Origin of the sequence: Pseudidiomarina sp. (genome assembly GCF_033722695.1) — a bacterium.
Lineage (GTDB): Bacteria > Pseudomonadota > Gammaproteobacteria > Enterobacterales > Alteromonadaceae > Pseudidiomarina.
In genome coordinates, this window is record NZ_JAWVYM010000004.1 from 15,180 (window position 1) to 31,616 (window position 16,437).

14 protein-coding genes are annotated in these 16,437 nt (G+C 52.5%); 5 read left to right on the forward strand and 9 right to left on the reverse strand.

All coding sequences use genetic code 11. From position 1 onward, the window contains the following. Positions 1-4 precede the first annotated feature (4 nt). The gene (gene rpe, locus R3196_RS02725; protein ID WP_318935114.1) at positions 5-691 is read right to left on the reverse strand and encodes a ribulose-phosphate 3-epimerase; all 687 of its coding nucleotides are present in this window, start codon (positions 689-691) and stop codon (positions 5-7) included. A 164-nt stretch (positions 692-855) separates the two neighbouring features. Between rpe and R3196_RS02730 the strand changes: the two genes are divergently transcribed. Next, the gene (locus R3196_RS02730) at positions 856-1,149 is read left to right on the forward strand and encodes a hypothetical protein (RefSeq protein WP_318935115.1); all 294 of its coding nucleotides are present in this window, start codon (positions 856-858) and stop codon (positions 1,147-1,149) included. Between the two features lie 5 nt (positions 1,150-1,154). After that, positions 1,155-1,364, forward strand: coding sequence for a DUF2970 domain-containing protein (locus R3196_RS02735; protein WP_318935116.1), 210 nt, complete (start codon positions 1,155-1,157; stop codon positions 1,362-1,364). Here the strand turns inward: R3196_RS02735 and prlC are convergent. Then, the gene (gene prlC, locus R3196_RS02740) at positions 1,345-3,414 is read right to left on the reverse strand and encodes an oligopeptidase A (RefSeq protein WP_318935117.1); all 2,070 of its coding nucleotides are present in this window, start codon (positions 3,412-3,414) and stop codon (positions 1,345-1,347) included. The genes R3196_RS02735 and prlC overlap by 20 nt on opposite strands. A gap of 119 nt (positions 3,415-3,533) precedes the next feature. On the opposite strand from prlC, the gene R3196_RS02745 reads away from it, so the two are divergent. Further along, a complete protein-coding gene (locus R3196_RS02745; RefSeq protein WP_318935118.1) occupies positions 3,534-5,828 on the forward strand; it encodes a S9 family peptidase in 2,295 nt (764 codons plus the stop codon). Here the strand turns inward: R3196_RS02745 and R3196_RS02750 are convergent. Then, positions 5,825-6,547, reverse strand: coding sequence for a SprT family zinc-dependent metalloprotease (locus R3196_RS02750; RefSeq protein WP_318935119.1), 723 nt, complete (start codon positions 6,545-6,547; stop codon positions 5,825-5,827). The genes R3196_RS02745 and R3196_RS02750 overlap by 4 nt on opposite strands. Positions 6,548-6,683: 136 nt before the next feature. On the opposite strand from R3196_RS02750, the gene gorA reads away from it, so the two are divergent. Further along, positions 6,684-8,039: a glutathione-disulfide reductase gene (gene gorA, locus R3196_RS02755; protein WP_318935120.1), complete on the forward strand. Its 1,356-nt coding sequence runs from the start codon at positions 6,684-6,686 to the stop codon at positions 8,037-8,039. Between the two features lie 7 nt (positions 8,040-8,046). On the opposite strand, the gene R3196_RS02760 is transcribed toward gorA, so the two are convergent. The 3 genes from R3196_RS02760 to R3196_RS02770 form a co-directional block, all read right to left on the reverse strand. Continuing rightward, complete coding sequence (locus R3196_RS02760) at positions 8,047-10,176, reverse strand: putative bifunctional diguanylate cyclase/phosphodiesterase (protein WP_318935121.1); 2,130 nt, start codon at positions 10,174-10,176, stop codon at positions 8,047-8,049. Between the two features lie 212 nt (positions 10,177-10,388). After that, positions 10,389-11,063 carry a DNA-3-methyladenine glycosylase I gene (locus R3196_RS02765; RefSeq protein WP_318935122.1) on the reverse strand — a complete coding sequence of 225 codons (675 nt, stop codon included), beginning with the start codon at positions 11,061-11,063 and terminating at the stop codon, positions 10,389-10,391. Continuing rightward, on the reverse strand, positions 11,063-11,620 hold the full coding sequence (locus R3196_RS02770; protein WP_318935123.1) for a GNAT family N-acetyltransferase: 558 nt from the start codon (positions 11,618-11,620) through the stop codon (positions 11,063-11,065). The genes R3196_RS02765 and R3196_RS02770 overlap by 1 nt, the downstream gene beginning before the upstream one ends. A 239-nt stretch (positions 11,621-11,859) precedes the next feature. Between R3196_RS02770 and R3196_RS02775 the strand changes: the two genes are divergently transcribed. Continuing rightward, on the forward strand, positions 11,860-12,225 hold the full coding sequence (locus R3196_RS02775; RefSeq protein ID WP_318935124.1) for a DUF6768 family protein: 366 nt from the start codon (positions 11,860-11,862) through the stop codon (positions 12,223-12,225). Between the two features lie 31 nt (positions 12,226-12,256). On the opposite strand, the gene R3196_RS02780 is transcribed toward R3196_RS02775, so the two are convergent. The 3 genes from R3196_RS02780 to gdhA form a co-directional block, all read right to left on the reverse strand. Continuing rightward, positions 12,257-14,434, reverse strand: a complete 2,178-nt coding sequence (locus R3196_RS02780; protein ID WP_318935125.1) for a S46 family peptidase — start codon at positions 14,432-14,434, stop codon at positions 12,257-12,259. Positions 14,435-14,598: 164 nt separating this feature from the next. Next, complete coding sequence (locus R3196_RS02785) at positions 14,599-14,745, reverse strand: hypothetical protein (RefSeq protein WP_156959154.1); 147 nt, start codon at positions 14,743-14,745, stop codon at positions 14,599-14,601. 67 nt (positions 14,746-14,812) lie between these two features. Next, positions 14,813-16,165 carry an NADP-specific glutamate dehydrogenase gene (gene gdhA / locus R3196_RS02790; protein ID WP_318935126.1) on the reverse strand — a complete coding sequence of 451 codons (1,353 nt, stop codon included), beginning with the start codon at positions 16,163-16,165 and terminating at the stop codon, positions 14,813-14,815. Between the last annotated feature and the right edge of the window lie 272 nt (positions 16,166-16,437).

Genomic DNA, 16,437 nt, shown 5'->3' on the forward strand with positions numbered 1-16,437 from the left:
CCTGTTACTGCTTATTCGTGTTTGCTACCGAAGCCAGCTCGCGGCGCATCGCCGAGATCACCTTCGCATAATCGGGTTCATTAAAAATAGCTGAACCAGCGACGAACATGTCTGCGCCGGCCTCAGCGATTGCTGCGATATTGTCAGTTTTCACGCCACCATCAATTTCAAGACGGATATCAAAACCGCTGTCATCGATAATTTTGCGAGCCTGGCGCAGTTTATCCAAAGTTGCGGGAATAAACTTCTGCCCACCAAAACCCGGGTTTACCGACATCAGCAGAATTACGTCCACTTTGTCCAGCAGGTAGTCCAGATGATGCAGCGGTGTGGCCGGGTTAAATACCAGTCCGGCTTTACAGCCGGCATCCCTGATTTGCTGCAGCGAGCGATCAAGATGCACGGTGGCTTCCGGATGAATGCTGATAATCGATGCGCCAGCGTCCGCAAAGGTATCAATCATTCGCTCAACGGGTTGCACCATCAGATGGACATCGATCGGAGCCGTCACACCATGGTCGCGCAACGCTTTACACACCATTGGGCCTATAGTCAGATTCGGGACAAAATGGTTGTCCATCACATCAAAGTGCACCACATCGGCACCAGCTTCCAGCACCGCATCAACTTCGGCGCCAAGACGCGCGAAATTAGCCGACAAAATGGAAGGAGCAATCAGATAATCCGCCATGAAAACCTCTAGCCTGTCTGAAATTGGCAATAGTGTACCAGACAGGCGTTCACTTAACAGTCAAAAAAAGCGTCAGGAAACTTGGCAGATGCGCTCTTTTCCTGTTAAATTATGAGTACTTGTCTTTACGCAGGTTTAACTTAGGTCTTACTCAGGAAATATCCATGACGTACCGGTTCGGTTCAGTTGCGGTAATTTGCGGAATTGTGCTGCTTAGCACAATGAGTAATCCTGCGCCTCAGGTCGAAGCGGCCAATCTGACCCAGCAGTGCGACCAACTCTTAGAACGCGCTGAGACTGATCAGGCCCGACTGGTGTGCAAAACAGCCAGCGAAGAAGTGACCTGGAGTTCCTGGTTTACAGGTAGCCGTTCTACTCAGTTCCACTATCTCGATTTATTCGAATTACTCTTTGGCGACAGCGCTCAGCGAGACTATTCCGGTAATAAGCTACGCTAAACCCAATGACCTCTTCCCGGCAAAAGCAAAATAAACCCGGCCTGTTTCAGGTCGCCCTGAGCATTATCGCAGCCTTATTTGGGGTTCAGACGGAACGCAATCGCCAACGCGACTTCGGTAGCGGTAGTCCCGCTACCTACATCGCTATTGGCATTGTCTTTATCGCACTCTTTGTGCTCAGTCTGATTCTGGTTGTTAACTGGGTGCTGCCATAGGCTTGATCGGGTCAACAATCCCGGAGTGACGCAGTAATGCGTCCACTTGCGGCTCACGCCCGCGGAATTCGCGGAATAAGTCCATCGCATCCCGTGATCCACCACGTTCCAGAATCGCCCGCAGAAAGTCCTGCCCGGTTTCCCGGTTAAAAATCCCCTCTTCCTCAAAGCGCTCAAAGGCATCGGCCGATAAGACTTCAGCCCATTTGTAGCTGTAATAACCGGCGGCATAGCCACCAGCGAAGATATGCCCGAAGCTGTGTTGAAAACGATTGTACTCCGGCGGCTTGCGCACAGCGACCTGATCACGCACCTGGTCCAGAATAGCCTGGATCTGGTTATCTTTACTGGCATCAAAGTCACGATGAATGCGCAGATCAAATAAGCTGAACTCCAACTGGCGAACCATTTGCATCGCTGACTGGAAATTACGCGCCGCCAGCATGTTATCCAGCAAATCACTGGGCAGCGGTTCACCGGTTTCATAATGACCAGAGATCAATGCCAGCGCATGGGGCTCCCAGCACCAGTTTTCCAGAAACTGTGAGGGTAACTCCACCGCATCCCAGGCGACGCCATTAATACCGGAGACACCAGCGACATCAACCTTTGACAACATGTGGTGCAGGCCATGGCCAAATTCGTGGAAGAGTGTCAGCACTTCATCATGGGTGAAAAGCGCGGGCTTACCTCCCACCGGCTTATTGAAGTTACAGGTCAGGTAAGCAACCGGCAGTTGCAGTTCCTTGGTGGCTTTAATTCGACGTACTGAGCTTTCCGCCATCCAGGCACCACCGCGCTTGCCAGCCCGGGCATACAGATCCAGCCAGAAGCTGCCGCGCACATCATCATTGCTATCACGGATCTCAAAATAGCGGGCATTCGGATGCCAGCCTTTAACATCGGGCTGCTCTTCAATTTGCAGGCCGAATAACAGCCCAACAACTTCAAACAGGCCTTGTACCACCTGCTGCTCCGGAAAATAGGGCCGCAGTTGCTCATCAGAAATCGCATATTTCTTCTGCTTCAGCTTTTCGCTGTAGTAGGCAAGATCCCAGGCTTCAATGCTGTCAACGCCATATTCACTGCGGGCAAAGCCCACTACTTCCTGGTAGTCAATCCGTGCCTGTGGCAATGAACGTTCGGCGAGATCCAGCAAGAAACTTTCGACTTGTTCCGGCGATTCCGCCATTTTGGTTTCCAGCGATAATTCAGCGTAGTTCGGAAAGCCCAGTAGCTGGGCAAGTTCATCTCGCAGTTCCAGGGTTTCTTTCATAATCTTGCTATTGTCGTACTTGCCGGCCTGAGGTCCCTGATCCGAAGCCCGGGTGGTAAAGGCGATATACATGGTACGGCGCAACTCACTGCTATCGGCATAGGTCATTACCGGCAAGTAGCTGGGAATATCCAGCCCCAGTCGCCAGCCTTCCTGGTCGTGCTCTTTAGCGGCCTCTTCGGCAGCAGCAATCGCGCTTTCCGGTAGGCCCTGAAGTTGCTCTTTATCAACGACCAGATAGTGAAAATCATCGGTGGCGTCCAGCAGATTATTGCTGAACGTGGATGACAACTCAGATTTACGCGTCATGATCTCCGCGTAGCGCTGTTTCTTGTCGGCCGGCAGTGCAACACCGGATAGTTTGAAGTCGCGCAGCGTATCGGCAATTACTTTTTGCTGGGCTTCGCTGAGTTCCGCGAAATCATCCCGCTCATGCAAGGCTTTAAATGCTTTATAAAGACCTTCATGCTGACCGACAAAAGTACCGTACTCAGATAGCAATGGCAGGCAGTTGTCGTGGGCGCTGCGCAGTTCAGCCGAGCTCATGACAGCATTTAAATGCGAAACCGGCGACCAGCTACGCTCAAGTTTATCGTCCACGTCTTCCAGTGGTGCCACCAGACCGTCCCAGGTATAGTCACCCTGCGCCAGTACCTCAGCGATGGTATCTTTACAGTCAGCGATACGCTGCTCAATGGCCGGCACAATATGCTCAGGCTTGATCGCATCGAAGGGCGGTAAATGGTAATCAGTGAGCAAAGGGTTTTGACTCATGGAACGTCCTCTTGAATAATGCCTGTGATAATTAAATAACTATTCTAACTATGTGCGGACCTGTAGCGGCTTTTTCAAGGTAAACACGCGTTAGCTACCATCATAATAGAGGATTCATCATGCACCACAGATTCGGCTTAAAAGCGCTTGTCAGCGTCTGGATGCTGTTAGCTATCGCCGGTTGTAGCACAATTTCTGACAATAATGAATCGACCGAAAGAGAACCGGCTTCCGGCACTCAGGGCAACTTACTTACCCTTGATGCGCTCTATAAAAGCTCTGCGTATCGCGCGAAATCTGTCGGCTCGACCCGCTGGTTGCCCGATGGCAGCGGTTATACCGATCTGGAGCAAGCTGAAAATGGTGCCGGGCAGAACCTGGTACGCTACCACCCCGAAAACCAGCAACGCACGGTGCTGGTTACAGCCGCCGAATTACAGCCGGCCGGAGCCAGCGAGCCCTTGTCGGTGGCCGATTACAGCTGGTCAGACGATGGCAGTAAGCTGCTGATTTTTACCAACACCAAACGCTCATGGCGTACCCATACCCTTGGCGACTACTGGGTATTTGATCTGAACTCCCGTCAATTGCAGCAACTGGGCGGCGATGCGGCGCCATCAACTTTGCAGTTCGCCAAGTTTGACCCACAGGGTGAGCGGGTAGCGTACGTTATGAATAACAATATCTATGTGGAAGATCTGGCCAGCTCAGCAATCACCATTCTGACCCATGATGGCACCTCCACAATAGTCAACGGCACCTTCGACTGGGTAAATGAAGAAGAATTTTTCCTGCGTGACGGTTTTCGCTGGAGCCCGGACGGCAGCACCATTGCCTACTGGCAGCTGGACACCTCCGGCACGCCGATATTCACCATGATCAACAACACCGATGAACTTTATCCGACGCTGAAAACCTTTCCCTATCCCAAGGTGGGCGAAACCAACGCCGCTATGCGCATCGGTGTGATTCCGGCCACCGGTGGTGATACCACCTGGATGCAGATCCCCGGCGACCCGCGCCAGCATTATCTGGTGCGGATGCAGTGGGCTGGTAACAGTGAACAGCTACTTGTCCAGCAATTAACCCGGTCGCAGGCCATTAATCGCGCCTTTATTACCTCGGCTGATACCGGCAAGGTAAAAGAACTGGTACGTGAAACCACCGATAGCTGGGCGGACTATGTCGATGACGTAAAATTCATTAACGACGGTGAGTCGTTTACCTGGCTTAGCGAACGCAGTGGCTGGCGCCATCTGTACCGGGTGCAACGCGATACCGGCCGCATGACGGCTATTACCCGCGGCAACTGGGACGTCGTCCAGGTTTTACAAATTAATGAACAAAACGGCTGGGTCTATTTTATTGCCTCCCCGGAGTCGCCCCTTGAGCGGTATCTGTTCCGCGCCAGCTTGGACGGCAGCGGCAAGCTCGAGCGCCTGACTCCGGATCAGCCCGGCACGCACAGTTATCAGCTCTCGGCGGATGCCGACTATGCGGTGCATACCTATTCGAGTGTCGAGCAGATGCCACAGACCGATATGGTCACCTTGCCTGATCACCGATCGCTGCGCATGATTGAAGACAATAACACGGCACAACAAGCCTTTAATCAGGTTGCCCAAGCGGATTTTGAGTTCTTCCAGGTTACCGCACGGGATGGGCTGGAGCTGGATGGCTTTCTGATGAAGCCGCCGAACTTTGATCCCTCCAAGCGTTATCCGGTGCTATTTTACGTGTACGGCGAGCCATGGGGCCAGACGGTTGCCAATAAATGGGGTGGCGAGCGCTTCCTGTACCACACCTACCTGGCGCAACAAGGCTATTTAGTGGCATCGGTTGATAACCGCGGTACGAATACCCCGCGCGGCTTTGAATGGCGACGGTCAATTTATCAGCAGCTGGGCGTGGTCACGGTTCGCGACCAGTATGACGCGCTACAAGCCATGCTCGAGCGCTGGGATTTCATTGATGGTGACCGCGTCGGCATCTGGGGGCATAGCGGTGGTGGTACCCAGACGCTGAATGCGCTGTTCCGCTATCCTGAGAGCTACCATGTCGGCATGGCCATCGCGCCGGTGCCTGATCTGACGCTGTATGACACTATTTATCAGGAGCGCTATTCCGGGTTGTTGCCTGAAGCCGCCGAGTCGTACGTGGAAACATCGGCTATTACCCATGCGGCTAACCTGCAGGGTGACCTGCTGCTGGCCCACGGCACCGGCGATGACAATGTGCATTTTCAGGGGACTGAACGGCTGGTTAACGAACTCATTGAAGAGGGCAAGCAGTTCCAGTTTTTCGCTTACCCCAACCGCAGCCACAGCATTACTGAAGGCGCCGGCACCAGCCAGCACTTACGCACCATGATGGCTGAGTTCCTGCAGCGTCACTTACCGGCAGGCGGGCGTTAAGCCCCTTGGCCGGTTTCAACATAGTCTAGAAACTGCGGGTTCAGCACGGTCATGCCGTGCTGCCGCAGCCAGGCTTCAGCGCGCTGATAATCCGGTGAATGCTGCTCTACCAGTGCCCAAAATCTGCGGCTATGGTTGAACTCACGCAGATGACACAGTTCATGAATCACCACGTCGCGTACCACCCACTCCGGCGCCAGCCAAAGCTTCCAGCTGAATTTCAGTTCCGCGTTGCGGGTGCAGTGGCCCCACTTCCCGGTGAAGCTGCCGACGCTCCAGGCCACGGGATTAAGTTCGTTTGCCCTCGGCCAGACAGCGAAAAACTCATTCAGCCATAGCTGTGCGCAATCTTTATACCAGCGCACTATTGTTGCTTGCGGCTCGGTAGCGGGATTACTGCGCGCCGTTATGGTCACATGGAGTTCATTACCCAGCCGCTTGCAGCCTTTCCGGGTCGATTCATGAATAACCAGTGTCAGGGGCGTGCCCAGCCAGCGAATCTGCTCACCAGATTGCCAGTTACGCTCGGGTAACGCCTGCAATTGGTGCTGCTGCCGCTCAAGGTGCCGGCTAATCCAGTCGCGCTTCAATTCAACGAACTCGCGGATCTGCGCTTCAGGCATACGCCATGGCGCCTGCACCATCACTTCGCCACGCGCCACTTTAATCGCCAGCGAGCGACGGCGCCGGCTGCGCTTTACCTGATAAGTCAGCGTCATAAATTGGTTTCACAGATAGTGGTCATCGGTTTAATTAAGCCTTCCCTTGCCGAGTCCGCGTTGCACCCTCGGCAGTTTTGCGCGATCATAGTTACTCATATTTTTGCTACTTTACCACGCAACAGGAGTACAAAGCATGGCCCGACATTTCGATTATTTGTCTATTGGCGCAGGCAGCGGCGGCATTGCCTCAGCTAATCGCGCAGCAATCCGCGGTGCCAAAGCCGCAGTAATCGAAGCAAAAGCGGTCGGTGGTACCTGCGTTAATGTCGGCTGCGTTCCTAAAAAAGTCATGTGGTATGGTGCCCATGTCGCGGAAGCCATTAAGTACAGCAAAGCCTATGGCTTTGACCTTGACCAGAAAGGTTTTGACTGGGGCCGCCTGGTGCGCAGCCGCGAAGCCTATATTGAACGTATTCATGGTGGCTACAAGCGTGGCTTTGAAAATAATGGCGTTGAATTAATTGACGGCTTTGCCCGTTTCGTCGACGAGCATACCGTCGAAGTGGACGGCGAGAAGATTACCGCTGACCACATCACGATAGCCGTTGGCGGGCGGCCGATCATGCCCGATCTCCCTGGCGCGGAATACGGGATTGATTCAGACGGTTTCTTTGCACTGAAAAGCCAACCCGAAAAAGCTGTCGTTATCGGCGCCGGCTACATCGCACTGGAAATCGCCGGCGTGCTGAACGCATTGGGCTCAGAAACCCACTTGCTGGTGCGCGGCGATCGTCCGTTACGCCACTTTGACGTGGACATTACCGATGCCTTACTTGAGCGCATGGAAAAAGATGGAATGAATCTGGCCAAAGGATTTATTACTGACCGTATTGAAAAGGACGACGACGGCAAGTTAACTGTCTGCTCGAAGGATGGCCGGTCGATTACTGACGTCGATTGTGTGATCTGGGCCATTGGCCGCAAACCTGCGACTGACAAAATCAATGCTCAAGCCGCGGGCGTTGAAGTCGATGCAATGGGCTACATTCGTACCGATGATTACCAGAACACCAATGTCAAAGGCATCTATGCGGTTGGCGATATCACCGGTGAAGCCCAGCTGACACCAGTCGCTATCAAAGCCGGTCGTCTGCTGGCTGAACGTCTCTTTAATCCGGCCTTATGTGATGCCCATATGGACTACAGCCAGATCCCGACCATCGTATTCAGCCATCCGCCGATTGGCACCGTTGGCCTGACTGAAGCCGAGGCGATTGCTGTGCATGGCAAAGATGACGTCAAAGTGTATAAATCACAGTTCGCGGCCATGTATAACGCCATTACCCCGCACCGGGCCATGAGCACCTTCAAGTTGGTTTGTTACGGTCCCGATGAGAAAGTAATTGGCATCCACGGCCTGGGCGAAGGCATGGATGAAATCCTGCAGGGATTCGCCGTCGCGATGAAAATGGGCGCCACCAAAGCCGACTTTGACGCGACCGTTGCCTTGCATCCGACCAGCGCTGAGGAGTTTGTTACGCTGCGATAGTCTTGCGTCAGGCTTGCCCCGGGGCTGAGTATTCCTTAATAAATTTGAGAAATTCAGCTTCGGGAAGGGGTTTGGAAATGAAATACCCCTGTGCGCAACCGCATTTCAGTTCCCGGAGCTTGCTTAATGTTTCCTTGTCCTCAACCCCCTCCGCCACCGTTTTGATTTTCAGGTGTTCAGCTAGCATCAAGGTTGAGCGGATAATGTCGCAATTCTTTGTATTCGCCTCCAGGTTAAAAACAAACGTTTGATCAATTTTCAGCTCCTGCACCGGGAACATACTGAGATACGTCAAAGACGAGTAACCCGTACCGAAGTCGTCAATCGAGATTCCGACACCGAGGCACTTTAACCGTGTTAAGGTTTCACTGATAGTACCAATTTCGCTGGAGAAACTGGTTTCAGTCAGTTCAAGCTTGAGATCGCAGAACGCGCCCTGACAACGCTGAATCGCATTTTTTACTTTAGCGAAAAAGGCTGGATCGGCCAGATCATGGACTGATACATTGACACTGATCACCATTGGACGGCCTTCCTCTCGCAGCCGCACAGCTAAGTCGACAGCTGCATCGATCATTTTTTCGGTAACCTGCGAAATGTAGCCCAGCGTTTCCACCAGCGGGATAAAATCGCAGGGTGAAAGAGCACCTAAAGTGGGATGTTGCCAGCGGACTAAGGCTTCGGCACCTGTCAGCTGGCCGGTTACAATATCTATTTGCGGTTGATAAACGGCATACATGCCTTCGAGCGAACAGGTTCTCAACGCTGTAATTATTTCCTGATCCTTAGGGCTCGGATCCATAGAGTGATCATAAACAACCCATTCCTTATTATTGAAGAATGCTGTTAACAGCGCTGAATCAGCATTAGCAAGCAGCTCCTCGCTGCTCCGGCCATGTTTAGAAAAACGAGCAGACCCTGCGACATACCGGATGTAAGGCATTTGCTTTGTTTGCTCGTTTGATAGGGCCTCCAAAAACCTTCTTACTTCTGTGCGACTGGAAAATAGGGCAAAGGTCCCCCGCCCAAAATAACAGCAGGGTCCGGTTATCCTTGCTTTTAGTCGGGCGGTAATTGTCTCTATTAGTTCTTTGGAGTAACTCTGACCTAAAGTTCCGCTGACTTCATTCAGGCGAATTAGCCTGAAAATCATAAGTTCGCTATTCACCGGGCATTGCTTCAACTTTTCATTTACCAACTGGTTAAAATAGTGAGGCCTGGCCAGGTCAGTTTCCGTTTCGTAGTCGGCCATATAGCGGGCATGGCTCTCTGATTGACTTACGCGAACCAGGGCAGCTTGGAGATCTGACGTCTTGTTAATGACTTTGCGGCGCAACGTCCACGACCAGAGAAAAAATGTCACCATGAACAAGATTGCAGTAATGGCCGTATAGCCAACATAAAAAGGAATATGAATCAACGAATTACCGTCAGGCCGTATCTCCGACTTCCAGTTTTCATAAATATCCTGGTAACCGTTCGAAGCGATCGCCGCGTTCAACGCATTCTGTAGCCACAAATGCAAATCATCCCGGCCATGTTTCACCGCAAACGCATAGCTACTTGGCCAGAACGGCGGGCTCACTCGGTTAAGGGGTAGCTCCAGATTGTCGATCAGATATTCTGCTGTCGGCTCAGTCGTAATAACGCTGTCCGCTTGTCCCGAGAGGACCGCTTCAAGCGCCGCCTGGGTACTAGCGGTAAGTACAATATCGACCGCAAGATCTTCAGCGAGCAGTTTTTCGTGGGCCACAGACCGCTCTTCCACCGCTACGCGCTGACCAGAAAAGTTATAGGCCCCATTTACCTGAGGGTGCGATTCGGATGCATAGACAGCATGATTGACAACATAAAACGGTGTTGTGAAATGAAAAAGCTTCTCGCGCGCCGGCGAAACAAACATTGCGGCTACGTCGACGTCGCCACTCTCCAGCGCCTCAATGGTGTCCCGCCATTCGCCGAGCAGGTAGCGTACAGAAGTTCCCCCTTGTACACTGATCGCCCCGGCAAGGTCCACATTAAAGCCCTCAGGACCATTATCTCCCGACCATTCGAACGGTGGATAAGCGGAGTCTCCGGCAAAGATGATATTCGCTTCAGGGGGGGGAAATTGCTGGAATAGTTGCGGGCTTTGCATGGACGAAAGTTGGCGAAAACATGAAGTGAAACAATAGGCCGGTAAAAAGAAAACGCCCACAATTCCAGCCTCTGAATTTCCAGAAACCTGTCATCGAATCAAGCATCATGAGCTCCTCAGGCAATCCTTGTTTACATTGTTACGCACTACCTAAAGGCAAGGATCAAGTTACATTAAAGATACACTTATAGAAAAATCAGCACCGCCTGATATTAGGCGTTCGCATCGAGGGTGCAGGACAGGATTCGCGAGAGGTGGCTGTAGGGTAAACCCGTTTCTGTATACCACTGATTAAAAGCCTTCTGGGCTTGCAACAGGCCTTTCTTGCTGGTGGCGGAAGCATCCATGAGATTATGGTTTTCGAGGGCGGTTACCACATCAGCAGACAGAATAAAGCCATCATAGCCAACGCGTCGCAGAAAATATTGAGCGGTCACACCGCCAAGCCGTGCGCCGTTGGTTTTGAGCCATAACAGCAGGCCAGCCTGGTCGCTCGATGGCCACTGGCTCAGAAAGCGGCCGAAGCTGCCATATTCTTCACTGGCCTCAACGATCATGCGGGCGTTTAACGGTACCGTGTCGATTTTTTGCATATTACGCACAATGCGCTCATCACCGCTTAGAGAATCCAGCCGCTCCGGTGGCACCTGCTGCCAGTAAACCGGCACAAAACCGCTGAAGGCTGCTTCAAAGCCCGGCCATTTATGATCGATAATGCGCCACACAAATCCCGCCCTGAATACGCAGCGGGTTATCTCTGATAAGTAAAAGCTATCATCGCGCGCTTCCAGTTCGGCTTTCGTAGCAACCACAGGTAAGCGTTTTTGTAGCGCATCTTCGCCGCCGCTGCGGGCCACCGCACGCTCATAAAAGTAAGCAAACTTCATCAGGAATGCTCCTTTACTTGCTGTTCATAATGAACCACATCAAACTCACCGAGTGGATCCTTATGCTGAAACTGGCGTACGAAGTACATGCCAAGCTTTTTCATAATATTAATAGACCCATTATTTTCCGGGTGCGCCACCGCTGAAAAACGCGTTATCGACTGGTCACCGGCAGCCAGAAAACCCGCCACATGGCACGCCGCTTCACTCGCATAGCCCTGCCCCCAGGTATGTTGTTTAAAGCGCCAGCCCAATTCAATATTCGTGTCGTCGCGCTCATCAGAGAAGAAGAACATAGGCCGCACCAGAATAAAACCGATAAAAGCATTATCAGCAATCGTATTGACCTGCCACAGGCCCCAGCCTTTTTCCGGATTACGATATTTTTGCATGCGCGGAATAAAGACGGCGCTGATGTCTTTACGGCTGGGCACCCGACCGGGCGTTATATAGCGCATAACTTCAGGGTTCTGATCCAGTTCATACATGATATCGCCGTCATTGTCGTCCATCAGGCGAAAACACAGTCGTGCGGAATTGGGGATATTTACCGGCATAAACCTTTATCATCTCGTCAATAATTCAGCGGTATTATAACTGCTTAACGTTATTCAGGAAGCATCTGCCGGTCATCGACCACAAAGAAAATGTCGTTACCCGCCGCCGGACAGCATCCGTAGGCATTTCTGTATTATTGTGCGAAGCTTTCGCTAAAATGACTCATCTTATCGGTGAAGCGCCGCGATACAGAGCGCGCCAACGATAACAGAGGTCTTATAGTGAGGAGAATGAGGTTATGAGTATCGACGATAAAATTAAACAGGATTTGTCTGAGCAAGCGCATGAGCGCGATCGCATGATGGCAGAAAACCGGGGATTATTTGCACACCTTGCCGCAGGCTTCAGGCTGGGTATGCGGTGGGTGATGGTGATCGGTTATCTTCTGGCTATCCTGCTAACCGCCGCCATGATCTACACCGGCTATCATTTCCTGACAACAGCAGCAGATGAACGCGTGCTCTGGGGCGTGCTTTTTCTGACAGCGCTGATTATGCAGGTGACGACGAAACTCTGGATTTGGACGGAGTCGAATCGTAAATCTCTGCTACTTGAACTGAAGCGAATGGAGTTGCGGTTGCTAAGTCAGCAGCGGAGCTCATAAGCGAGCTCCGCTGCCACTCAGAAGCAAAAGCTTAGTTGGCTTGCTTTACGCCCATTTCTTCAAGCAGGTGATGGGCACCGTCAACCATTTGCATCTGCCATAACATAAAGCGCGAATCGACCTGAATCGAGCGGGTATTGTTGAGATTGAAGTCCCAGTCGGAAATAATTGAATCGAGGGTTCCGTCAAAAGCCAGACCGACTAATTCACCCTTGCCGTTTAGTACCGCAGAGCCGGAGTTGCCGCCGGTAATATCCAGGGTCGCCAGGAAGTTCACTGGTACGGAGTCCAGCGAAGCCACGCCATAAGGGCCGTAATTTTTCGCAGCGATGGCATCAAGCTGGGCCTGCGGCGCATTGAACTCGCCTTCGCCAGTCGCTTTCTGGCTAATGCCCCGAAGCGTAGTAAACGGGGTCCAGGCGGTGCCGTCATAAGTACCATGATCACGGCCGGTTACATTACCGTAAGTTACCCGCAGGGTGCTGTTGGCATCCGGATAAACCGCCTGACCTTTGGACTGCATGAACGCGATTTTTGCCCGCATGTAGCTGGCATAGGCCTGCTGAATTTTACCGGCCAGCTCTTCTTCTGCAGCTTCCGCTGCCCGATCTTCCGGATACAGCGCCACCGCAGCGCGCAGGAAAGCATCCTTACTGTCAGCGAATTCGCCCGGCGTACTTCCCAGTAACGCTGTGCGGGTCGCCAGATCCGTCAGGCTGGTGCTGTCATACCAGCTGTCGATCAGCGCGATGAGTTCAACCCGGGTCATGCCATCAGTCAGCCCCATGGCCTGATCAAAACTGGCGTCACGCTGAGCTTTTGGCTGCGCCCTATATTCACTCAGATTATGTAAATCCAGCGCCTTCTCGACAGCGACATCAAGGGTGCGATCAAGGCCGGTTACGTAGGCTTTAAAGCGCGGCAGATCACGTTCCTGATAGCCGGCTTTACGCTCAGCATCGGGCTTCGTCTGTTCCTGAGCTAAACGATAAATAGCCCGGGCGGCAGCCAGCAGGCGTGGCCGTGCATTATCCAGCAGATAATCCGCACGGGCCTGTGCCTGTTGCTGCTGCAGCAGTGCTTCAATCGCTTCCAGATCGGCAGCATAGGCATCGCGATTCGCTTCAGTGCTTGTTGCCCAGGCTTTCAGCGCGGCGTGTTCAGCTTTTTTACGCTCTAGCAGATCGCTTTGTGCATAGCTGTCGAGCATACCCTGGCGGTTCTTCAGATAGTTATTGAGGCCTGCAACGCGGCTGGCATACTTCAACTGCGCGTCTTTATTCCCTTTGGTCGCGCCGGCGATAACGGCCAGCGTATCGGTATAATGACTGACCGTGTTGGGGTAACTCCACTCAAAGGTATTGCTGACTTCTGATGGCAGGCGGTGGCGGTTGGTACGGCCCGGATAGCCCAGCGCCATAACAAAATCGCCCTCTTCCAGCGGATCGCTGGCCAGGGTCAGATGGAAGTCTGGTGTATAGGGAACGTTGTCCTTCGCGAAGTCGGCCGACTTTCCTTCCGGGCTCACATAAGCGCGATAGAACGAGTAATCGCCGGTATGACGCGGCCACATCCAGTTATCAGTGTCACCGCCAAACTTGCCGACGCCTTCAGCCGGGGCATGAACCAGACGCACATCTTTAATTTCCAGCTGTTTGATCAGGTAATATTCCAGGCTGCCGTAATAGGCAGCAACGCTGCAGCGGTGGCCTTCGTCTTGTTCACACTCAGCAACTAATGCCTTCTGGTTGTTTTCGATCGCATCAACCCGGGCTTTGCCACTTAAGGCATCGGTTTTTTCATCGATGATTTTAGCGGTGACATTATCAACCGCTTTAGTAACATAAATGCGGCTACCCGGCGCAGCAGGCACTTCCGTGGCCATAGTCGTGGCCAGAAAGCCATTGGCCAGCAAGTCGTTTTCCGGCGTGGAGTTGTAGGCAATGCTGTTATATACGCAGTGATGGTTAGTTGCCACCAGGCCCTGTGGCGATACAAACGAAGCTGAGCAACCGCCCAGGCTTACCACCGCGCCCATCGGGAATTCAGTCAGCTCAGTCAGGTCATTTGGATCCAGCTCTAAACCCGCGGCTTTCAGTTCGGCAGCGATGGCTGGCAGTTGCTGCGGCATCCACATGCCTTCATCGGCGGCCGCGTAGGTGCTGGCCAGAGCCGGGAATAACGCCAGAAGTAACAGTGATTTTTTCATAAATGCTCTTAATAAGGTAAGGCGCGAAAAGGTGCGCGGAACAAAAGCTGGGGAGCATCATTGGCAGAAGTGGATCTTTTGTCAATCAGGGAAATGTAAATAACTGCGACAGAAATAAAAAGAGCCGCATACATGCGGCTCTTTTTTGCGCACCCGGCGGCAAATCAGCGGTTCGCGCGATCGCCGCGGTCATGCTCTTTTTCTTTTTCCCGTTCTTCAGCGCGACGCGCTTCTTCGTCTTTGGCCTTAGCTAATTCTTCCCGCTTTTTCTTAGTGTCGGGCCTTGGCAATGGATCATTTGGATGTGCCATAAGTACCTCCTTTAGCTATTCACACACTGTAAGCCTAGTAAAAAGATCGGCGCTCCGCTAGATGGAATCAGACCACCCCCTGATCTATCATCGCATCCGCTACCCGACGAAAACCCGCAATATTGGCACCCAGCGCCAGATTATGGGGGAAGCCAAATTCTTCCGCGGTATTTTTCGCATCGCGGAAGATATTGCGCATGATGTCTTGCAGCTTTTCGTCCACCTCGGCAAAACTCCAGCGCACCATGCCGGCATTCTGGGCCATCTCAAGCTGGCTGGTCGCCACCCCCCCCGCGTTCGCAGCTTTGCCCGGGCCATACGCTATTTTCGCATCAATAAATTTATCGATAGCGCCTTCGGTGGACGGCATATTGGCGCCTTCGGCGACGGCAATACAGCCGTTCTGCAATAATATCTCCGCATCGCTGGCCGTTAGCTCATTCTGCGTTGCACAAGGGAAGGCAGCCTGGCCTTCATAACGCCAAACCTTATGACCATCTTCCGGATAATCTTCGCGGGCCGTATACTCAGCCTCGGGGTGGCAATCCAGATATTCGGTCAGGCGGCCCGAGCGCACTTCCTTAATCTCCTTTAAGGTATGCAGATTGATACCGTCTTTATGATAAATAGTGCCGCCGGAGTCTGAACAGGTTACGGGTTTTGCCCCAAGCGCCAGCAGCTTTTCAATCGCGTAGATCGCCACATTACCTGAACCCGAAACCAGACAAGTCATTCCCTTGAGGCTTTCACTGCGCGCCTCAAGCATGCAGCGGGCGAAATAGGCGGCGCCATAGCCGGTCGCTTGTTTGCGCACCAGCGAGCCACCCCAGAGCGTGCTTTTACCGGTTAGTACACCGTCAAAACTGTTCGCCAGCCGTTTGTACTGACCAAACATATAGCCAATTTCCCGAGCGCCGACGCCAATATCGCCAGCGGGGACGTCCGTAGTCGGACCAATATGCCGGTAGAGTTCGTTGATAAACGACTGGCAGAAACGCATGATTTCGCCGTTTGATTTGCCTTTAGGATCAAAGTTAGCGCCACCCTTGCCACCGCCGATCGGCAGTCCGGTCAGGGCGTTCTTAAAAATCTGTTCGAAGCCGAGAAACTTGATGATGCTGCCGTTTACGCTCGGGTGAAACCGCAAGCCACCTTTGTAGGGCCCAAGAGCCGAGTTAAATTCAATTCGATAGCCCTTATTGACCTGGACTTTGCCACTGTCGTCCACCCAGGGAACCCGGAACATAATTTGCCGCTCAGGTTCCACCAGCCGCTCAATAATCGAATGCTCCTGATACTTCGGATGACTCTCAAGCAGTGGCGCCAGCGAATCCAGCACTTCTTCGACCGCCTGGTAAAATTCGCTCTGCGCCGGACTGGTTTTCTTGAGCTTCTCGATGGTCTCATGGATATAGGACATATAATTTGCACCCGATTAAATTTGGTTGATGATTAGCGTTGTTTTACAGCATTACTAACCTATTGTATGTAGTCAATAATTCCTGTTCTGACAAGGCTTAGTGGCGGCTCCTGGTTTGCGTGAACGCCCTGGTTAGGGTACTATTCGCCCGCATTCGCAAAGACGATAACGTTCATCATAACCCTGAAGAGATACCACACAGCATGCAGATCACGCCACCCTAGCGTTCCGTTCCTTTTATTGCTGACTGAGTCAATCGCGACTCAGGCTTT